The organism is Capnocytophaga endodontalis, from assembly GCF_002209445.1.
GTDB classification, from domain to species: Bacteria; Bacteroidota; Bacteroidia; order Flavobacteriales; family Flavobacteriaceae; genus Capnocytophaga; species Capnocytophaga periodontitidis.
In genome coordinates this window covers 970,367-991,551 of sequence record NZ_CP022022.1, presented here as the reverse complement: position 1 = coordinate 991,551, position 21,185 = coordinate 970,367, and the positions used below count along the sequence as shown (strand labels likewise).

Sequence of the window (21,185 nt, the reverse complement as noted above, 5' to 3'; positions counted from 1 at the left end):
TGATTTGTTAATAAAAAATAGTAGTTAGTTTTTTTGATAACCAACTACTATTTTCTATTTTTTAATTTCTAATTTCTATTTCTTGAGGTATAACCAACCTACTTTAGATTCTTTTTGACCATTTTCATCTATATATTCGATGATATAATAGTAAGTACCTTGTGGAAGATTTTCACTACCTTCTACCGTTACTCTACCATTAGAGAAGCCTTTGAATACATTGCGCACATTGTCGTAACCTTCTGTATCAAATACTTTTACGCCCCAACGGTTGAAAATACGTACTGTATTATTAGGATAGTTTTCAATACCACCGATGTGGAAGTGATCATTTTGAGAATTTCCACTGATACTTATAGCATTATAAATGGTTAAACCGTTAGTCACTTTTACGGTTACAGTAGCGCTCACACATACTCCATCGGTATTACAGATTTCATACACAAAGGTATCTATACCTACAAAATTAGTATTTGGAGTATATGTTACTGTATTGTCGTGATTTACTACAGCTGTGCCTTTTGTTGGTATAGTTGTAATATGAGGGGTAACCGTACCGTGAGGGGTATCGTTGTGCAACACATCTATTACAATAGGGGTGTTAATAGGGGTTGTTGCCTCATCATTTGCAGCTGCTGGAATTAGCGCTGGCGTTCTGTGAACTACTGTAGTTGCTGTGGCACTGCTGCAATTACCTGGGTTCAACTTCTCACAAATTTGGTATACAATCGTATATGTACCTGCTGGAGTGTTGTTAGGCACGGTAATCTTACCTGTATGCGGGTCGAGTGTTGGCGTAGCGGTGCCGGGGGCTTTTGGCGTTGCAGGGGTGACTACACCTATAGTTACCGTGTGGGTTGTAGTGGTAGCGGTGCCGATATGGTCGTTATCAATTACTGACTTGGTGCTGGTACCCGTAGTTAAAGTAAAGGTATCTGCTGATGCGGTAATCGTTGGAGTTGCTACCGTTACTACTGCTGTGGCACTGCTGCAATTACCTGGGTTCAACTTCTCACAGATTTGGTATACAATCGTATATGTACCTGCTGGAGTGTTGTTAGGCACGGTAATCTTACCTGTATGGGTATCAAGTGTTGGCGTAGCGGTGCCGGGGGCTTTTGGCGTTGCAGGGGTGACTACACCTATGGTTACCGTGTGGGTCGTAGTGGTAGCGGTGCCGATATGGTCGTTATCAATTACTGACTTGGTGCTGGTACCCGTAGTTAAGGTAAAGGTATCTGGTGATGCGGTAATCGTTGGAGTTGCTACTGTTACTACTGCTGTGGCACTGCTGCAATTACCTGGGTTCAACTTCTCACAGATTTGGTATACAATCGTATATGTACCTGCTGGAGTGTTGTTAGGCACGGTAATCTTACCTGTATGGGTATCAAGTGTTGGCGTAGCGGTGCCTGGGGCTTTTGGCGTTGCAGGGGTGACTACTCCTATAGTTACCGTGTGGGTTGTAGTGGTAGCGGTGCCGATATGGTCGTTATCAATTACTGACTTGGTGCTGGTACCTGTAGTTAAAGTAAAGGTATCTGGTGATGCGGTAATCGTTGGAGTTGCTACCGTTACTACTGCTGTGGCACTGCTGCAATTACTTGGGTTCAACTTCTCACAGATTTGGTATACAATCGTATATGTACCTGCTGGAGTGTTGTTAGGCACGGTAATCTTACCTGTATGGGTGTCAAGTGTTGGCGTAGCGGTGCCGGGGGCTTTTGGCGTTGCAGGGGTGACTACACCTATAGTTACAGTGTGGGTTGTAGTGGTAGCGGTGCCAATATGGTCGTTATCAATTACTGACTTGGTGCTGGTACCTGTAGTTAAGGTAAAGGTATCTGGTGATGCGGTAATCGTTGGAGTTGCTACCGTTACTACTGCTGTGGCACTGCTGCAATTACCTGGGTTCAGCTTCTCACAAATTTGATATACAATCGTATATGTACCTGCTGGAGTGTTGTTAGGCACGGTAATCTTACCTGTATGGGTGTCAAGCGTTGGCGTAGCGGTGCCGGGGGCTTTTGGCGTTGCAGGGGTGACTACACCTATAGTTACCGTGTGAGTTGTAGTGGTAGCGGTGCCAATATGGTCGTTATCAATTACTGACTTGGTGCTGGTACCTGTAGTTAAAGTAAAGGTATCTGGTGATGCGGTAATCGTTGGAGTTGCTACTGTTACTACTGCTGTGGCACTGCTGCAATTACCTGGGTTCAACTTCTCACAAATTTGATATACAATCGTATATGTACCTGCTGGAGTGTTGTTAGGCACAGTAATCTTACCTGTATGGGTGTCAAGCGTTGGTGTAGCGGTGCCGGAGGCTTTTGGCGTTGCAGGGGTGACTACACCTATAGTTACCGTGTGGGTTGTAGTGGTAGCGGTGCCGATATGGTCGTTGTCAATTACTGACTTGGTGCTGGTACCCGTAGTTAAGGTAAAGGTATCTGGTGATGCGGTAATCGTTGGAGTACCTACTACGATAGTAGCAGTAGCTGTATCACAAGCGGTAACTGCTGCAAGCGTAGTACAAATACGGTAACCTATTTGATAAGTACCCGACTTAGTACCTGCTGGTACAGTAATAGTACCATTGCTATTGAGCGTAGGTGTAGCACTGCCGGTTGCCCCTACTGCAGGGGTAGTAACCGTTAAGCTGACCGTACTTGTAGTAGCAGAGCGCGTGTTTGCCTTGTCGTTAGTGAGTACCGTTTGGGTAGTGGTGGTAGCCATAGCTCCGTGAGTTACTGTAATTGTTTCACTATTAGCCTCTACACTTACAATAGTAATTGTAGTGGTTTTAGTAGTGGTATTGCCAAAATTATCTTTAGCGGTATAGGTAACTGTTACAACAGTAGCCTCGCAAAGGTTGGCAGGTTTCACACTCTCATAGTTATGAGTAAGGGTCGCGATGGTAGCACAAGGTGCACTAACAGTAGCTGTAGCTGCTTGTTGCAACCAATTGCTGATAGCAGTGGTTACATTAGAAGCCTTACAACTTACTACTAAGGTAGGTGATACAGTAAGCACAGGTGCAGGTACCGCTTTCACCAATACCGTTACCGTTTGAGTAGCTTCGCAACCGTTGGTGCGTTTTACTACTAAGTTATAAGTAACGGTTAGCGCACTGCTAAGTGGAGTTCCCGTATAAGCAAAGGTAGGGGTAGGCGTATTGATGTTATTTAAGTAGCCCAATGCATTTGCTGGACTTACCGCCTTCCACTCGTAGCCCGCATAAGCAGGTGCTTGTGTACTATATTGGAAGGTTACACTATCGGTAGCACAAGTAGTAAGGCTATTCACCAATCCGTTAATCTCGGTAGGAGCCGTTACTTTAGTAGCTACATCACCGCAGAGGCATACATTATCTTCATTTTTGAGTACCAAGAGCAAGCGACATACTTTATTTTGGTCTGCTAAATAGTCAAAACTTCTTTCAGGTGAAGTAACTCCTTTGTTCAAAGTTTCGGTAGCGGTATAGGTAGTGAGCTTAGTGTCGCCGCTATCTACCTGACCGTTGTTATTAGCATCGTAATAAAGGCTTGCCACTACAGGACGCGCAGTAAGTGTAGCTGAAGCGGTAGCTGCATTGGTTATCTTATATTTGATAGTAAGTTTTTCCTTACCTCCTTGTATCACTGAAGAGGTGCTTATATCTTTAAACGACAACTCAGGACGGTCACTCTTCACTTGTATTGTTCTTTCGAGCGAAGTTCCTACCGTTAGTGCAGGACAAGTACTTGGAGGTGATAAAAGACTACAAGTTACGCCTGTAACCGTATCGGTAGTGAATGCTTTTAGGATTTTAGGAGTACCACAATCTATAAGTGTATTAGTTTTTTGTACTATCTTAATACTCAACTCAAAGAACTGTCCGTTTGACATTCCAGCAGGAATATCTAATACCAATTCACTACCACTGGCTAAAGTGCGTTCTTCAGCTTGTTTTCTGACAGGATTAGACCAATGTGCTCCAGGCCCGTAAGGTGTTCTATTAAAGCTATTTAAATAAGAAGGTGCTAACTCATAGCCTTCAGGGATGGTAAATCTCAAACGGGCGTTACTACCCATTGCAAAAGTTGGGTCGCTACTGTTTACTGTTACCCTTGTTTTATAAACTACCCCCGAATCGCATTGGGTTCCATTACCACTTACATAGGTAAGAGGATCAAGGGTAATATTATATTTATTAACATTTACGCCAGCGATACCCGCAATGATAGCACGGCTTTTATCGCCAGAAGCAGGGTTGCTACAGAGGTCATTGCCTTCAATATCAATATCAAAAGAAGAACCAGCTGAGAAATCACAATCAGGCATTACCTTAAAGGTAAGTTTGAGCTGACGATTAGCAGCTATTGTTGGCTCTGATAGTGACCCTGGCAAGCTACCTCCTGGCAAGATGGCGCTAATATCAAAGGTATGTTTACTACCTGTGATAGTATGTCCTATTTTTTTACCATTTACAGGGGTAGTAGTATTATATTTAACACCACTACCAAGCGGATATTCCACTTCTATATCGTGGAAAGTAATACCAGCTGCTTGTGTAACTACCAATTTAGCATCATAAATATCTCCTTCATCGGCACTATTGATAATATAACTATAAGGTGTTTTAGCACACATAGAAATACTACCTACTTTGTTAGGATCGTGATAACCAGGGTTAGATGGGTCGGCTGCTATTTCTTTTTTGCTTTTAGCTATCGAAATATTATAGGTGATAGATTTATCGCTACAAGTACTTTTATAGCCACCAATAGGGTTTTCGTTACAATTCCAACCCGCGTATACTTTTAGCGCGTAGTTGGCATTGCAGTTGGTAATCTTGTAATTTACCTTAAAATAACGAGTGGCATTTTTAGCAATCGTACCAGGTGCACCTCCTTGGTTTAAGAAGAACATCTTTTCGCCCGAAATGCTAGTTTGGGCAGTATAGGTGCGCACGTGAGCCCCTACGTTATCTATTTCGGTAAGCGAAAGTATCTCTACCCCTGTGACATCAGGAATAGACACCCAGCTATAAGGCGCATCAGATTGGGTAGAGTTTGCCAAGCTAAAACGCAGATCTTGTTCGCGCTTGTTCACTTTTACCGTTAGTGGGGTAAGAGTGGTAAGAGTTACATCAGGTTTATAGCGGTGGAATACAGCTGTTTGTCCTTCAGGCATTGCATAGGTTCTGACATCAGAGCCTCCTTGTGCGGCGTAATGATAGTAGAAATCTTCGTATTGTATTTCCGATTTCACCAGCATATTATTAGCTTTTGATTTTGTAAAGTTATCCCACACTTTTGTTTTGCAGGTAGCTTGTAAGGCAGTTTTGATATAGCTATCGTAGAAGTTTTCTACTGATATTTCACCCGCAGGTAAGTGCCCTGGCTGTCCTTTAGCAGGGTTTATATAGGTATAGGTTTTATAGGTACCGTCATCTGACACCAAAGTAAGGACAAAAGGAATAGGTGATGATTCTGTACCATACTTTTGTCGGTATACATAGGTTGGATTAGCTACGTAATTCATTGAACTCGGTATCTTAAAGGTCAGTTTTTTTATCAAACGTGACGGACGAAACTCATCGAGGAAATAGTTACCTCCTGAATCAAACCGACGTCCTGCAAACACTTGGTTACTTGCTCCTATAGCTGCTGGGGTACAACCATCTACATAATAGGTGTTAGTATTGAGGTGGCTCCACAAGTTGGCGTAAAAGAAAGTAGCATATAGGTTTACCCCACAGTGTTTTTGGGCTATATGATAGCCTTGTGCGTTAAGGGCGGTATCGGTAGCTGGATTATCTAAGCGATAGAAGAAGTTTTCACCACCTGATTCTATGTCGTGAGAACTAGCTCTATCGGTATCGCTATTATTAGTAACCTGATAGGTAGCTACTACCGTAAAAGTACCGTTAGCAGGGATACCTCCTGTAGGTAGTGCCGAAGTGAGATCCCAGCGGAAATTATCTCTATCGCCTACCGTTGTTTTAACGGCAGTAGTACCCGCTAAAGTAACCGAATGGGTACCCATTGTAAAGACAATTGATTTAGGTTTTAACCCTGGTCGTTTTGAAAAAGAAGCGTGATAATAAAGGTTGTTAGTCGGTACGTTTAGCTCTTTACCGGTAGAAATCACTTCTATATCGTCTAAATACAGTGCACGCTGGCGTTGTAGTTCTGACACTTGGTCGCGAGTTTGGCGTACTGCCATTGTATAATTTTTCCAACCGTAAGAGTTATCAGCACGTTCTATCTTAGTGCTAAGCATCGTAGGGCCATCTACCGTACAAGAAGTAGTACAAACGGTATTAATCACCGTACTATTACATACATAAGGTATTTCAGAATAGGTATTGGTAGCCCCATTTTTATCTAAATACGAAACACTATAATCTATACTAGCATTGGTACCCGAACAGTTAGTTAGTAGTATATCAAAAGTGATATAACCATAAGCTGTAGTAGTTGTAGTATAAGTAAGTTCTCCTCCTGCTGGCACATTACCTAAAGAGGTGGGTGCTTCGGTAGCTGTACCGTATTTAAATCCTTTGTGAAACTTCACATTTTTAAGTTCTATTCCAGAAGGTAGTTTTATTTTATATTTATACAAACGAGGATTTTGAAGAGAAGCACCTCCTTTAAGGCGTTGGTTATGGGTGTAGCCCGAAACATTGAAGTTGGCTATAAGATAACCTTGTTTAGATACATTTTCTACCAATTGCTTAGGAAAATAAGACCCGTCAGACACTCCATTTACAAAACGTTCAAAAGTCTGTTCGTGCAGATAGGCACCCCCATTATCTCCAGGGACGCCACAAACATTTTCACAGTACATTTCAGAACTTGGGTTGATAAGGAATTCTTTAAAACCTGAAGATAAACAAGTAATACCGTTATTCTTTACATAGTCAAAACGAAGAGTAAAGCCTGCACTCTTTTTTAATTCATCGCGATAGCCATCGCCATCTTCATCAGTAAAACCTATATTTTTGCTGCCATAAGTAGTGTGAGTAGCCAATAGTTCAGGCATATTGTCAAAACTGATAGTTATTGCTTGATTAGCAACCGGTTGACTAATAGCTGTCGCAGGAATGGGAATCTCTTTTTCCACTCCTCCATCAGTATATACTAAGCGGAAGTTAGTAGGTTTATGCGAACGAAAAACACCTATATGTCGTTCAAAAAGTTTAATTCTAATCTTAGAAGCGGTAGGGTTCAAACCTGTACCTATGTTATGATATCTAACCGTATAAGTACCTAATTTATTGCCTGAAAGCCCATCGCCCCAAGTAAAATAGGTGTTGTTAGAATTATTTCTATCTAAATCAATTAACGGCTTACCTGAATCGATATTAAGGGTTTTACTGGCTACTGGACTACTCTCAAAGAGGTTATTAGAGGCTACACCCCAATAGGCGTAGTACATTATTTGTCGCCCACTGGTACAACCTGTAACGGTATAGTTTTCGCGTATCTTCACACTTTGCCCTTTAGCCAAATGTACCGCAGGTGCTTTGTACAAGGGTTTGCCTGCATTAGGGAAACCAATAGGTACCGTACCTACCTGAGTGAGTGCAGTATAAGTACCACTTCCTATTTTATAGGCTACCGAATTGCCTGTTACTCCTGAGGGATAAGCAATAGAAAAGTACACATCACGCACTATTCCATTCCCTGTATTTTGAATTTCATATTCTTTGTTGTGTGTTCCCGCCGCATTCCCTTGTGTTCCTTCAGGTTGTTGTACTGTAAGGGTAGGACGTGGTAAATTGTAACCTTGTGTATTTTTAGCGGGTGGATTAGTAGAGACACCACCAATGGTAAGCACAGCTTCATCAAACAAACCTGTAGCAAGTTCAGAATTAGTAAGCACAGCTTTAGTAGCCTTACGCTTTAAGCTTACTACTACAGTAGCTCCACCAGCAGCATTGATAGTAAACACTGGTTTATTGGCATTAGTAGAGCCCGCTTTGAGAGCTATAGTGCCCCCCGTAGCCGCCACAGAACCAGAGATATACTCAATACCAGCTGCAAGTCTTACCTCCAACTCACCTGTAGTTTTACCTGCAGGCATATTGAAAGTAATAGTGAGTGTACCTACCGAAAAATCAGCATTATTAGCAAAATGTACAGGGCTCTGAGGAATAATCCCACTGATAACCTGCCCTGTTACTACTATTGGAAGAATTAAAAGGGTAAACATTACCCACTTAAAAAAGATTTTTGACATCATTTGTCGATCCATTGGTTTTATTAATTTCTATTTAATAGAGATATTGATATGTTATTGAAAATATTGTTGTTGGATATAAAACATAATAAGCGGGCGCAAAAGTATAACTTTTTTGATAGAACACAAATCTTTTTGTGAATTTTTTTTCCAAATTAAATTTTTATATTCATTTTTAAATATTTAACATTTTTACAATCTACTTTTAAAGTCTAAAAACTCCTGTTTTTTTAAAGTTTTTTCGCTTCTGTTATTCGTCGTAATTCTTTTAAATATTAGTGACTGAGAATAAAAATATTACATTCATAACAAGTGTTAAAAGAGAGTAAAAACTTTTAGTGTTATAATTTGACTTCTAACAACTAACTCTTTCTAAATTTTGCTATTTCAAAAAAATGTTGTACTTTGCGCCCAATAAACTGCTATCATCTATGCAAACAAAAGAAAAATATCAATTGGAAGTGACTGTAAATGCCTCTCCTCAACTGATTTACCAGTATATTGCTACCCCCGCCGGACTCGCATCGTGGTATGCCGATGATGTCCGTGCTAACGAGGATACCTATACTTTTGTGTGGAATGGCATTGAAGAAACTGCCCAACTACTACGCCAAAAATTAGATGACCACATCCGCTTTCATTGGAAAGAAGATGAAGAGGCTGCTACTTATTTTGAAATTAGAATTAGAGTGAACGATCTCACTCAAGAGGTTTCTCTCGCCATTACCGATTTCGCTCCCTCCGATGAAATTGAAGAAGCTAAACAATTATGGTTAATGCAAATAACTGACCTCAAAGCTAAAATAGGAGCTGTTTAGATATTAGCTTTCAAGTGTTAGGTATTAGTAACAAATAACAATGAAGATCAATTATAACGGTAATACTATCGGTGAGAATGACCCTATTCTCACCATCCACAACCGCGCTTTTCGCTATGGCGACGGCGTGTACGACATTTGTAAATACAGCTACCAAAAACTCATCTTTTGGGAAGAACACTACCTCCGACTAATGGCCGGAATGCGCATTTTGCGTATGAATATCCCAATGAGCTTTGCTATGGAATTCCTCGAAGAAGAAATACTCAACCTCATCAAAGCCAATGGTATAGAATCCAAACCTGCAAAAGTGCGATTGAGCATCTTCCGCAAAGAGGGAACTTCTAATGAAATTGACTATCTCATTGAAACCAAAGTTATTGAAAACCCTTTCTACGTACTAAATGAAGAACCCTACGAGGTAGAACTCTTCAAAGATTTCTTCGTACAACCCGACTTGCTTGCTAATGTAAATCACCTCAACCGCAACGCAAATGTATTGGGGCGCATTTTTGCCGACGAAAATGACTATCATAATTGTATCTTGCTCAATAGCAACAAGAGTATTGCAGGAATGCTCGACGGCAATTTGTTTGTAGTAAATGGCAATACCCTCAAAACCCCTGCTCTCACCGATGGCGCTCTCAATGGTATCACCCGCAAGATGCTCATCAAAACCCTTGGTAAAACCAAAGATTACGAGGTGGTAGAGACTTCTATTTCGCCTTTTGAACTCCAAAAAGCCGATGAGCTTTTCTTTACCAATAGCATTGTGGGGATACAGCCTATTCGCCAATATAGAAAAAAAGCGTATCCTTGTGAGGTAGCAAAAAGTTTGATAGGAAAATTGAATACCAGTGCGAGATTTGGAGTTAGTTAAGAGGTAAGAGATAAGTTAATGAATTTAATTGTGAGTTGTATATGAAAAACATCGTCTTAATACTCTGTAGCATTCTAACACTCAGTGTATCAGCTCAAAAATCTATTACTGTTACTGGAGAATTTAAAGAAGATTTTATTACAAAAGAACCTTCTAAGCAATTGCGAAAAACACTTTTTGTATTGGAAAAAGGAGACATATACTTTCCTGAGGGAATGCTATTTGACCGAATGTATTTCTTAAAACTTTCTGATAAAGATGCTAAAAAATTAGGCGCAAAAGTTATTTTGATTTATCCTTTTTTTGATAGAGAAATCACCTTTATATACAACACTCCCATCACTTTAGAATTGCTTCCTATCCCTAATCTGCCTGATTGCTACTACAGCAAAAAGGCTTCTTGTGATCAAAAGTCTTCTACTTATCCTCAAAACTTACCTCTTTCAACAATGAATAAAATCAAACAAGTAGAAGTTTTTTCAGTAGAGAATTTTGAAAGAAATGACTATGATTTTCGCGATCTTCCTGAGTGGATTGAAGCTTTAGACAATGACAAGAAAGTACCTATCACCCGCACTCGAAGACTTTATCTCACCGATGACACTGAAAGAACTGAAGAAGAGCTTGATATGATTGCACTTTCAGATTTAGCTAAAATGAAAATGAAAAATGTAAAGTTTTTTTTCGGAGATATTGTACCCTTAGCAGAAAACCCCACTAAAAAGGATTGGCAACAGTGGTGGAAGAAACTAATGTTGATAAAACTACCCTATGAACACCCTAAATCAGCTAAAAAATAAAAAAATACTCCTCGCTATTAGTGGCGGTATTGACAGCGTGGTACTCACGCATTTGCTACATTCTCACAGTACTGAATTATTATTAGCCCACTGCAATTTCCAACTGCGTGGGGAGGAAAGCGACGGCGATGAGGCTTTTGTGCACGACTTTGCTAAAACGCTCGGCATCCCGCTGGAAGTAAAGCGTTTTGACACTCATCAGTACGCCATAGCACACCAACTCAACACCCAATTGGCTGCCCGTGAGTTGCGTTATGAATGGTTTTATGAGCTTTTGGAAACACATCATTGTGATGCCCTTGCTACGGCACATCACGCAAACGATAACCTCGAAACTTTTTTGATAAACCTCTCTCGTGGCAGTGGCTTGGACGGACTGTTGGGCATCCCGCAGCAAACCGATAAAATTGTGCGTCCGCTACTGCAATGGTCACGCCAACAGATATACGATTATGCTGAAGCACATCGACTACAATGGCGTGAGGACAGCAGTAATGCGAGCAATAAATATGTACGCAATGTCATTCGGCACGAGATTATCCCACAAATGGCGGCGGTACACCCTAATTATTTAGAGAATTTCAACCAAACGCAGGAATATTTACATCAATCGGCGCGATTTATTGACTTTTATATAGAAGAATGGAGAAAATCTTGTTTAGAAGGTTCTCAACCTATATTTGTAAATACCAAAAAACTACAAACAGCCCCCGAAATTGATTTGGTGCTTCACAAACTCTTCTATCCTTATGGTTTTGGCAATGTAAAAGACCTAAAAAATCTCCTCTTCAATGCCGAAGCGGGCAAACAACTCCTTTCGGCTACTCACTCTCTCGTAAAAGATAGTAAAGGTGCTTGGCTAAAAGAACTCACTGCTGAAAGTCTTCCCCCTACACTTACTTATGAGGAACTCACTCCCCCATTCCACATCACCAAAGGTGACCCCAATATTGCTTTTATCGATGCCGATAAACTCACCGCTCCCCTCACCCTCCGACAAAAACAAGCGGGTGACTTTTTCTATCCCATAGGTTTGGGAGTAAAGAAGAAACTCAGCAAGTTTTTTATCGATGAAAAATACAGTCAGGTAGCACGTGAAAACCAATGGTTATTGTGCAGTGGAGAAGACATTGTATGGGTTATAGGCAAGCGTTTGGATGAGCGCTTTAAAATTACTGAAAACACTCAAAGAATTCTGAAAGTAGTTGTTAGATAGAAAACTTTGCTAATTTTCAAATTATGTTGTAATTTCGTAGCTTTAGAAAGAAATAATAATCATTATGAAAAAAGTAGTTTTTTTAGCGTTGTGTATGTTCACTATGGTATCTTGCCGAAAAGATAGTGAACCCACTGTCCCTGAACATATTATCGGGCAAATTCGCCCAGAACACCCGCGTCTATTCCTTACCAAAGAGGACATACCCGCAATCAAGAATCGAGCACAAACCTCTAACTTAGAGTATTTTAATCAGACTAAAAAGGATATGGATAAGTTCATAACAGAACCTTTTCACTTTGACAATCCTTTGGTAACAACTCCTTTTGACAACAGTGTGATAGTGAGTAAAATATCACAAGTAGCGATGCTCTACCTCATTACGGAAGACACAAAGTACTTGGATTACGTAAAGAAAACTTTACCTAAAATTGTAGATTATTATCATTTGCGCATTGAGCACAATTTGAATATCGACTGGTACGTGTTTTCACAAATCAGTGTGCTGTGTGCTTATGATTGGGTGTATAACAGCTTGACCCCTGCCGAACGCGAACAAATAGGTCGCCCACTTTACAATATAATGACCAACATTGCTTGGCACGGCAAAGGGCTGCGACCCGTGCGCAATCGCGAGAATACAGGAGATATTGATACGGGATTTTACGGCACAGCAGGGCTACCCTACTACATAGGTATTGCTTTCCACAACGATGGTTTTGACGATGTACACTGTGAACAGATGTTTCAAAAAGGCTTGGCTTTGAATTGGGAAGTGGTGAATTACCGCCGCAAAATCGCCGATGCCAACGGTGGTCCTGGCGTGATTACGGCTTGTATGGGCTATGCTGTAGCTGCTAATCCTGTGTTTGATTTCAATTTCATCCGTTCTTATCACGCCGCTACAGGAGTAGATATAAAAGGCGAAATGAACTACGTGCTGAAGTATTTGGATTTTATCGACTGGAATCGCTTGCCTAAAAACAAAGAATTTGGACTTGCCGACAGTGCTCATTACGACGGATTGTTACCTGAAGAGGATATCAATTACCACCTCCGCGAAATAGCAACACTCTATGGTAATTCCCCTGATTTGCAACGTCTTTTGGCTGAAATAAACAAAAAACATCACTATGAACGTATGGCTTTTATGCCTTTTTTACAAGAAGTACCCAAAGGTAGCCCCAGTAGCGGACTTTCGGGCAAAGGCACCGTGTATTACAAGGGAATAGGTGAATTGATAATGCGCTCGGGAACAGGTGATAACGATACTTATGCCGTTTTAGTAACAGGTGCGCAGTCTAATTACCACAAACATTTTGACAACAATCACTTTACCATTTACCGCAATGGCTATCGCGCTTTAGATACAGGTACCCGCCCAGAACCCAGTTGGCATCTCTCGCATTACTACCCGCGTACAATAGCCCATAACTGCATCACTATCAGGATGCCTAACGAACAATTTCCACTCTATTGGGGCATTAAGGAAGGTGCTGCCAACGAAGCTAAAAATTTACCCATTCCCAACGACGGCGGTCAATATAAAATGACTGGTTCAGTACTGAAAGAAATGCGCACTACCAATGACTACGTGTATGTAGCATCGGATGCTACTGAAAGTTATAACTCTCAAAAAACCAACTTAGTAATGCGCGAATTTATCTACTTCTACCCCGATCTTTTTGTAATTTTTGATAGAGTGAACGCTACCAATAAAAACTATCCTAAAAAATTCTTGTTGCACACTATCAATGAGCCTGTGATGAAAGGAAGTAACGAATTTTCGGAAACCTCACGCGAGGGAAAGATGATTTGCCGCACCCTCTACCCCACCGATGCCGTGCTTACTAAGGTAGGCGGCACTGGCAAAGACTTCTGGTCCGATGGGCGCAACTGGCCACTACCCGTGCTCACCCCTCAAGATTACGGTTACAATATGCGCGCGGCACGTATCCCTCCTGACCATCCTGAGCTGGGGCACTGGCGGGTAGAGGTAAGCCCAAAAACCGCCGCCAACGACGATTACTTTATGCACCTGCTCCAAGTGGGCGACCTCAGTCTCTCAAGCTTGCCAAACGCCCAAGTACTGAACCGCCCCAACACCATAGAAGTACAATTCACCTACAACGGCAAACACTATACTTTAACTTTCGACAAAACAAAAACTTACGGCTGTAGCCTAACAACAACTAAAAAATAAAAAACTCAACCTCCTTCGGAAAAGGAAATGAGTTTTATTTATAGGGCTCTACTTTACCATATTTGTAATAGCAAGGTGTAAAATTCTTTTCTTCCCTTATTATAGACAATATTTCTGGACTGATTTCGTTGCTCTTAGGGCTACCACTGCTGAGATGGGGTAGAGCTTGCCGTTAAAAGCCACGAGTTTTTCTTCATCTGTTTTATGGTGGTGCTTTGCGATCCATTTTTTAGCACCGATAAGGTCTAACACTTTTTGGTTGTTAGCATCCCCTTCCGAAGGATCAAAACGGCTGAGTACGATAACCGCCCCTGGCTTTTGAGGCAAACTTTAAACAAGAGCTTCCTTTTGAGCAATAGTAAAGTTTTTGACCTTACTGATATCAACCAAGGAAAGATTCGTATTCTTACTGAGGTCTAATGAGGTAATTGTTACATACATAATATTATAGTTTTTAGTTTACCCCCGTTCCCCCGTAGCCAGCGAATACTTGGAGTTGGGTATGTGAGGGACAATCTGCAAAAGCAACTATGGGAGACTATTATAGGGGTTAGAAGTCAGTGGTCAGGGTTGTGACACATTTTTTGGTTGCAACCACTAACGACTAAGCTTCTTTTTTAATCTATCTTAAAAACATTCTACTTTATTTATTCTTCTACCTCAGAAAAACGCTGTAATTTTGCCCCGTAGAAATAAAATATTTTCTTTTATGAAAAAATACACTTTACTATGCCTCTTCGCAATAGGGCTAACAGCTTCATTACGAGCGCAATCACTATCGTTTGATGAAGCCCTTAGCCAGATGCGTTCAGGCAACCAAAAACTCAAAGGCATTGAAAAACAAACCGAAGCCGCCGATTATAACCGCAAGTCGTTCCGCGGGCTCTATCTGCCCCAATTGAGCGTCAATGCAAGCTATATGCACCTCGCCGACCCGCTCTATCTAAATTTCAACGACTATAAAGCACCCATACAAAACGGTTTACAAGGCTTTGCCTCCCAAATACCTGCTCCTATGCGTCCGCTACTCACCCCCCTACTTGGCAGAATACAACCGCTTTTTGCCCAAGACTGGCGTTATGAGTTCCAAGAACAAGACATCTGGAAAGTAAGCGCCGATGCCAAATGGGTGCTTTTTGCTGGTGGAAAGGTGCGTGTAGGCAACCGTGTGAGTGCGCTCAACACCGAAATAGCCACCGTAGAGAGCAAAAAAACCGAAAATGCCCTCATCAGTGAGTTGGCTGAGCGTTATTTTCAAGTACAGTTAGCCCAAAAAGCGTTGGAAGTGAGAAAACAGTCGTTTGAAACAGCGCAACATCACTATGAAAATGCCCAAAAGCTCGAAAAGAACGGAATGATAGCTTCCGTAGAAACAATGCAAGCTAAAAAAGCCGTTACCGATGCCCAGCGTGAGGTGATGGCTGCTGAAAAGGACATACAACTAGCACAAACAGCTCTCTATGGCGTAATGGGCACTACCGAGCAACCGCTCACTGCCCTCACCACCGAACTTTTTGAGGTGGCACCTCTTCAATCGCTCGAATACTACCAACAGCAAGCCAAAGAGCACTACCCTATGATTGTGCAAGCCAAACTGAAAGCCCAAATGGCTACCCAAAGCGTAAAAGCGCAACAAGCCGCTTATTTGCCCGATGTAGCCGTAGTAGGCAAGAAATACTTGTGGAGCGAAAATCTACCTTTAACCGAACCCGATAACTGGGTGGTAGGCGTAGGGTTACAGTGGAATCTCTTCAACGGTTTGCAGGACAAAAACAAGATAGCCCAAGCCAAAGCAATGCGTGAGAGTGTGGAGCTCATCACCGCACAAGCTGAAAAAGACGTACAAACCTTAGTGAAAAAACAGTACACCGAGATTGAAAAGCAACGTGAACAATACCTCAGCTTAGAAGAGAGTTTGCGTTTTGCCGAAGAGCTCGTACGTGCCCGTGACAAGGCTTTTGCCGAAGGTCTCTCCACCTCCACCGATGTAGCCGATGCCAACCTTTATTTGGCTTCTATTAAAATCAAACGCTACTAAGCCCTTTTTGAAATGGACAAAACCCTCGCCCAGCTCCTCGAAACCTGCGGAATGAGCGATAAATTCAGCGAACAAGCAACAAGGTAGAGCGACACAAATGCTCTTAACATACGCTGGCGCGAGCTTGTAGCTCGTGCCTCGAAGGAAGTCGCAATCAGAATTAATACATTACAAAAATAATAACCATAATAATACCCTCATTTTTATCCTATTTATGGATTGTCCCCCTTCGGGATTGTCGGCAATTGCCGAGTAAGTGGGTAGAGGGCTAAACTAAATAAACAATGAAAAAGAAAAACATCACCGGTCTTATTGTAACAATCACTGTATTTGCAGTAGTTCTTATTCTTTCTATCTACTTTTTTAGTAACCGCGAACCTGTATATTTGCAAGGACAAGTAGAAGCCAAACAAATCAACGTTGCCCCAAAAGTACCTGGTAGGGTGAAAGCTATCTACAAGCAGGAAGGCGACCAAGTGCACAAAGGCGACCTCCTTTTGGAACTCGAAAGCACTGAACTCGATGCCAAACTCTCTCAAGCCGAAGCAGCACGTTTGGCAGCACAAGCTCAATCCGATAAAGCACAACGCGGTGCTCGTAGCGAACAGATTCAAGGCGCTTACAATGTATGGCAACAAGCCGAAGCGGCTGCCCAGCTTGCTGAAAAAACCTATCAGCGTGTGAGCAACCTTTATAACGATAAGGTTTTGCCTGCCCAAAAGAAAGACGAGGCTTATACCCAAATGGTTGCCCTTCAAAAACAAGCCGAAGCAGCCAAATCACAATACGAAATGGCGAAAAACGGAGCTCGTGTAGAGGATAAAACTGCTGCCCGAGCCCTTGTAGCTCAAGCGCAAGGCGTCATTACTGAGGTAAATGCCTATAAAGATGGTGCTAAAGTGTTCGCTCCTGCCGATGCCGAGATACAAACCATTATCCCCAACGAAGGCGAAATCGTGAATGCGGGTTACCCTGTGATGAACCTCATCGATACTCAGGACGAGTGGGTGGTGTTCAACATACGCGAGGACAAAATGGCAGACTTCAAGATAGGTACTAAATTCAAAGGCATCGTACCCGCCCTCGGCAATCAGGAGATAGAGATGGAAGTAAAACACATCGCGGTACAAGCCGATTTCGCCACTTGGACAGCCACCAAAAGCAAAGGCGACTTCGACAAGAAAACTTTTGCTATCAAAGCCTACCCTACCCAAAAAGTAAAGGATTTAAGACCGGGTATGTCGGTATTAGTTGAAGATAACAGGTAACAAGTAATAGATAATTAGCAGATTATCACTATGAAAATAGACCACATCGCTTTATATGTAAAAGATTTGGAAGTATCTAAAGCCTTTTATGAGACTTTCTTCGGCGCAAAATCAAACGAGTTGTACCATAATCCTAAAACAGGATTACGCACCTACTTTCTAAGTTTTGATAGTGGCGCTCGTTTGGAAATAATGTGGAGACCCAACCTCAGTGAACCTTTGGACAAGGTGACGAGTGAAGGACTTATACACTTTGCTTTTAGTGTAGGGAGTAAAGAAGCGGTTGATGTGCTTACTCAGAAAATCGTAAATGAAGGTTACGAGTGTTTTAGTGCTCCTCGTACCACAGGTGATGGGTATTACGAAAGCGTGATACTTGACCCCGATGGCAATATGGTAGAGATAACCATCTGATTAGATAATATTAAAAAGCAAGTAAGTTTGTTTGATAAAATGAGAATAACTGAAGGATTATCAACTAAAGATAAGCAAGCTATTATACATTGGACAAATAGCAAAGGCGCTGATTTCTTGCAACAATGGGCAGGAGATGCTTTGCCCTATCCTCTTACAATGGAAGCGCTCAATGCTTTGTCTCATTGTTTTCGTATTGAGGTAGAGGGTAGTTTTATAGGGATGATTCAGCAAATAAGAGTAGAAGGGAGCAACGTACATATTGGTAGATTTCTTATCAATCCTTCGCTTACAGGAAAAGGATTAGGCACCTCAGCAATGCAGTTATTTATCGCAATGCTTTTTGAGGATAAAAGAGTTCATTCTATTAGTCTAAATGTATTTGATGACAACCCCATAGCTAAAGGTCTTTATACAAAACTTGGCTTTGAAGTAGTGGCTACTATTGAAGGAGAAAGGAAAAAATACAAGATGATGAAAAGTAATTCGGCAATTAACTAATTAGCTTATTGCTAAATTAGCTAATTATCACTATCTTTGCCCTATAAAAACCTCATTTACAATGATTGAATCCAAAAACATAGAATACAAGCGACAAGTTACCCCCACGTATTTTGCAGAGTTATCCTAAAGAATCTTTTAAGTTTATGGAAAACACCTTGCGAGTAATCTTTCCTATAGATGAGGATTTACAAGTACTTATGGAAGAAGAAGCGCAAGATACCATGCAAGTACCCCGCAAGTACCCCGCAAGTACCATGCAAGTACCATGCAAGTTACCATGCAAGTCAAAGATTTATTAAATATATTGGAAGAAATATCTTATAGAGAAGAAATTCAAGAAAAATTAGGCTTGAAAAATAGAGATTATTTCAGAAAAAACTATCTCAACCCTGCCATAGAACAAGGTTTTGTAGCTCTTACCATTCCTGATAAACCCACAAGTAGCAAGCAACAATACTACCTTACTGATAAAGGTAAGGAATTTTTAAAAACATTAAAATAACCCTTAAAAAATGAACTTCAAACGCTAAGAAACACCCATTTGCTAATTATCTCTATGACCTACGACGAATTTTACAACTGTATAGAACAGCTTCCTAAAGAAGTAACCAACAGAGATTTAGAAGCCTATCTTTTGGCATTATATAGGGTAGTGACTCCTCACGAAAACACACCCTTCTCCCCTACTCTTTGCCTTGAACTGCTTAAGGAGGCATTTAGTGCAAAGACTGCCACTTATGAGGAGCAGTGGACAAGCATTCGCTCAATGCCCGAAGAGACTGAACATCTTTCCGCCTTTGCTTATACCCAAGCAGTTATTCTCTTTCAGATAGCTGAACTCCACCGTATGAAAGACAAAGAACTTCATAACGAAATGCGTTCCTTTGGCATCACCTCCGAAACGGGCTATGATTGGTATAATTTCAACCCTTTAGACCTCTTGGAGTGTGGCGCACGAGGCTTATGTGATTATATAGGTGAAGATGAAACCATCCCTAACGATTGGCATTTCTTAGGACATCTGTTAGATTTAGGAAGGTATTATGAATAAAAAACATCCAATATGAACCCATTACAAAAAATAGAACAAACTTATGGCTTTCAGTACCCCAAACTATATCACCAGCTTTATGAGGATGGTATGCTCAATTGGGGACAATTTGGTCCTCGTTGGCTCGAACTTGAGTACCCTAAAATCAAAGATAATCCACCATTACTTTTAGAAGGGCGTATGGATTTTGAAATTTTAGAACTCTCTGAAATATCAGAAGAAATAGAATTCTTACACGGTGCCGAAAGTTTTTATAAAATTAAGCCTGAGTTCCTCTTCATCCCTTTTGGGAAGAATGGAGCAGGCGACTATTATTGTTTATTTTACAATAAAGAAAATCCTCTCCCTGAACCTTGGGTGGTAGTATTTGCTCACGATTGGATTAATGTAGATGTCTTAGCCGATAACTTTCAAAACTTTATCTTCTATGGATTGTTAGAATGCGTATTATGTATAGATGAACTACTTGCTGATGACGATTCTTTTTATACCGAAATAACCAATATGTTCCGTACGCACCGTCCTTATTTAAGTAAGGAGCAAGCAAAAATAGTAGAAGATATTTATAAAAGAAAAACTTTTGCCTCTACCTACACCTATACATTTAATGATAGGGAATACACCGAAAAATATATAGGGTTGCTTTCGCGAGAAGAGTTTGACACTTTGTGTAACAAGTTTATTCCCATTCCGAAAGAAGAAAAACAATTTGAATATAGCAATGACTAAAAAGAAAGCTAATATAATAGAAGAAAGCAACATTTTTGAACAAAGAAAAATTGATAGCTATAAAAGAGCGTTTCCCCAAAAAACCTTTTGCCCTCCATCATTGGTTAGAAGGAGCCGACTTTTATGGGGATGCTACAGATAGTATTGCTATATTAGACAAAGGTAGTCAATTAATATATGCATCTTCTTCTAAAAACTCTTTTGAGGCGATAGATAGCTTCTTAAAAGATATAGGGGAAGATATGTGAGAAATTAACATCAAACTTCAGCAATATGAACCCATTACAAAAAATAGAACAAACTTATGGCTTTCAGTACCCCAAGCTATATCACCAGCTTTGGGAAGGTGGAATGCTGGATATGGGCGCAAAATATCCATATCATTCTTATTGTCCTATGGAATACAAAAATGGTGATAGATTGCCTAATAAGGAGTGGTTAGAACAAGAATATCCTAAACTGAAAGAGAACCCGCCTTTGTTTCTGTATGTAGATTGGTTTCAGGTGCTCACCCCCTCACAACTCGCAAAAGAGTTTGAGTTTTTAAACCAACATTTAACACAATATCCTCAGAACCAAAAATTCTTCTTTGCTCCCTTTGCAAGGGCTGTAGTGGATGATTATATGGTTTATTGTTTTTGTTATAACAAAGAAAAACCAACACAAGAACCAAGTGTAGTATTTATTAGAGAAGATGGAGAGGTGGATATCCTTTCAGGCAATTTGCAGAACTTTATCTTTTACCAATTAATAAAACGGTTGGTAGCACATTTTCACGACATAAGTTTTATCTGTTATGGGGATTTCTATGAAAATCTGCGTCAGACACTTCGCTCCCATCGCCCTTATTTAACAGAAGAACAAGCGAAGGTGTTAGAAGAAATTTACAAAAGAGAGATTAAAGAATATACTAAAAAACTTACATCTGGAGGCTGTTATACATTTCTTACCTTGCTACACGAAAGAGAGGAAGAAACATTACTAAATAAGTATAACCCACTGCCTAAAGAAACCATTTTATTGAGAACCGTTTAG

15 protein-coding genes and 1 pseudogene are annotated in these 21,185 nt (G+C 40.8%); 14 read left to right on the top strand and 2 right to left on the bottom strand.

Translation table 11 applies throughout. From position 1 onward, the window contains the following. Positions 1-75: 75 nt before the first annotated feature. Positions 76-8,202 carry a T9SS type B sorting domain-containing protein gene (locus tag CBG49_RS04720; protein ID WP_157668365.1) on the bottom strand — a complete coding sequence of 2,709 codons (8,127 nt, stop codon included), beginning with the start codon at positions 8,200-8,202 and terminating at the stop codon, positions 76-78. Between the two features lie 458 nt (positions 8,203-8,660). Between CBG49_RS04720 and CBG49_RS04715 the strand changes: the two genes are divergently transcribed. From CBG49_RS04715 to CBG49_RS04695, 5 genes are all read left to right on the top strand, one after another. Beyond that, a complete protein-coding gene (locus tag CBG49_RS04715) occupies positions 8,661-9,047 on the top strand; it encodes an START-like domain-containing protein (protein WP_088593588.1) in 387 nt (128 codons plus the stop codon). Between the two features lie 40 nt (positions 9,048-9,087). Next, positions 9,088-9,927 carry an aminotransferase class IV gene (locus CBG49_RS04710; RefSeq protein WP_088593587.1) on the top strand — a complete coding sequence of 280 codons (840 nt, stop codon included), beginning with the start codon at positions 9,088-9,090 and terminating at the stop codon, positions 9,925-9,927. 41 nt (positions 9,928-9,968) lie between these two features. Beyond that, positions 9,969-10,727 carry a hypothetical protein gene (locus CBG49_RS04705; RefSeq protein ID WP_088593586.1) on the top strand — a complete coding sequence of 253 codons (759 nt, stop codon included), beginning with the start codon at positions 9,969-9,971 and terminating at the stop codon, positions 10,725-10,727. After that, complete coding sequence (gene tilS, locus CBG49_RS04700; RefSeq protein ID WP_088593585.1) at positions 10,699-11,943, top strand: tRNA lysidine(34) synthetase TilS; 1,245 nt, start codon at positions 10,699-10,701, stop codon at positions 11,941-11,943. Before CBG49_RS04705 ends, tilS begins: the two co-directional genes overlap by 29 nt. A gap of 64 nt (positions 11,944-12,007) precedes the next feature. Beyond that, entirely contained in the window at positions 12,008-14,146 is a 2,139-nt protein-coding gene (locus tag CBG49_RS04695) for a heparinase II/III family protein (protein WP_088593584.1), read from the top strand. A gap of 99 nt (positions 14,147-14,245) precedes the next feature. Here the strand turns inward: CBG49_RS04695 and CBG49_RS04690 are convergent, their stop codons facing one another. Continuing rightward, on the bottom strand, positions 14,246-14,473 hold the full coding sequence (locus CBG49_RS04690) for a hypothetical protein (protein WP_088593583.1): 228 nt from the start codon (positions 14,471-14,473) through the stop codon (positions 14,246-14,248). A gap of 382 nt (positions 14,474-14,855) precedes the next feature. Between CBG49_RS04690 and CBG49_RS04685 the strand changes: the two are divergent. The 9 genes and pseudogenes from CBG49_RS04685 to CBG49_RS04645 all read left to right on the top strand — a co-directional run bounded on the left by CBG49_RS04685 (position 14,856) and on the right by CBG49_RS04645 (position 21,185). Then, positions 14,856-16,271, top strand: a pseudogene (locus CBG49_RS04685) (TolC family protein). A gap of 197 nt (positions 16,272-16,468) precedes the next feature. Beyond that, complete coding sequence (locus tag CBG49_RS04680) at positions 16,469-17,452, top strand: HlyD family secretion protein (protein ID WP_088593582.1); 984 nt, start codon at positions 16,469-16,471, stop codon at positions 17,450-17,452. A 30-nt stretch (positions 17,453-17,482) separates the two neighbouring features. Then, complete coding sequence (locus tag CBG49_RS04675; RefSeq protein WP_009412633.1) at positions 17,483-17,866, top strand: VOC family protein; 384 nt, start codon at positions 17,483-17,485, stop codon at positions 17,864-17,866. Between the two features lie 39 nt (positions 17,867-17,905). Further along, positions 17,906-18,367: a GNAT family N-acetyltransferase gene (locus CBG49_RS04670; RefSeq protein ID WP_088593581.1), complete on the top strand. Its 462-nt coding sequence runs from the start codon at positions 17,906-17,908 to the stop codon at positions 18,365-18,367. Between the two features lie 307 nt (positions 18,368-18,674). Continuing rightward, on the top strand, positions 18,675-18,872 hold the full coding sequence (locus tag CBG49_RS04665; RefSeq protein WP_227002958.1) for a Fic family protein: 198 nt from the start codon (positions 18,675-18,677) through the stop codon (positions 18,870-18,872). A gap of 54 nt (positions 18,873-18,926) precedes the next feature. After that, positions 18,927-19,421, top strand: coding sequence for a hypothetical protein (locus CBG49_RS04660; RefSeq protein WP_088593579.1), 495 nt, complete (start codon positions 18,927-18,929; stop codon positions 19,419-19,421). Between the two features lie 12 nt (positions 19,422-19,433). After that, positions 19,434-20,150, top strand: a complete 717-nt coding sequence (locus CBG49_RS04655; protein WP_088593578.1) for an SMI1/KNR4 family protein — start codon at positions 19,434-19,436, stop codon at positions 20,148-20,150. 35 nt (positions 20,151-20,185) lie between these two features. Further along, positions 20,186-20,398, top strand: a complete 213-nt coding sequence (locus CBG49_RS04650; protein ID WP_088593577.1) for a hypothetical protein — start codon at positions 20,186-20,188, stop codon at positions 20,396-20,398. A 25-nt stretch (positions 20,399-20,423) separates the two neighbouring features. After that, positions 20,424-21,185: a hypothetical protein gene (locus CBG49_RS04645; RefSeq protein ID WP_088593576.1), complete on the top strand. Its 762-nt coding sequence runs from the start codon at positions 20,424-20,426 to the stop codon at positions 21,183-21,185.

Bases quoted from the DNA above. Each gene is read 5' to 3' on its own strand.
- CBG49_RS04710 (WP_088593587.1), top strand. From the start codon at position 9,088: ATGAAGATCAATTATAACGGTAATACTATCGGTGAGAATGACCCTATT.
- CBG49_RS04660 (WP_088593579.1), top strand. From the start codon at position 18,927: ATGACCTACGACGAATTTTACAACTGTATAGAACAGCTTCCTAAAGAA.
- CBG49_RS04705 (WP_088593586.1), top strand. From the start codon at position 9,969: ATGAAAAACATCGTCTTAATACTCTGTAGCATTCTAACACTCAGTGTA.
- CBG49_RS04695 (WP_088593584.1), top strand. From the start codon at position 12,008: ATGAAAAAAGTAGTTTTTTTAGCGTTGTGTATGTTCACTATGGTATCT.
- CBG49_RS04655 (WP_088593578.1), top strand. From the start codon at position 19,434: ATGAACCCATTACAAAAAATAGAACAAACTTATGGCTTTCAGTACCCC.
- CBG49_RS04645 (WP_088593576.1), top strand. From the start codon at position 20,424: ATGAACCCATTACAAAAAATAGAACAAACTTATGGCTTTCAGTACCCC.
- CBG49_RS04720 (WP_157668365.1), bottom strand. From the start codon at position 8,202: ATGTTTACCCTTTTAATTCTTCCAATAGTAGTAACAGGGCAGGTTATC.
- CBG49_RS04670 (WP_088593581.1), top strand. From the start codon at position 17,906: ATGAGAATAACTGAAGGATTATCAACTAAAGATAAGCAAGCTATTATA.
- CBG49_RS04675 (WP_009412633.1), top strand. From the start codon at position 17,483: ATGAAAATAGACCACATCGCTTTATATGTAAAAGATTTGGAAGTATCT.
- CBG49_RS04680 (WP_088593582.1), top strand. From the start codon at position 16,469: ATGAAAAAGAAAAACATCACCGGTCTTATTGTAACAATCACTGTATTT.
- tilS (WP_088593585.1), top strand. From the start codon at position 10,699: ATGAACACCCTAAATCAGCTAAAAAATAAAAAAATACTCCTCGCTATT.
- CBG49_RS04715 (WP_088593588.1), top strand. From the start codon at position 8,661: ATGCAAACAAAAGAAAAATATCAATTGGAAGTGACTGTAAATGCCTCT.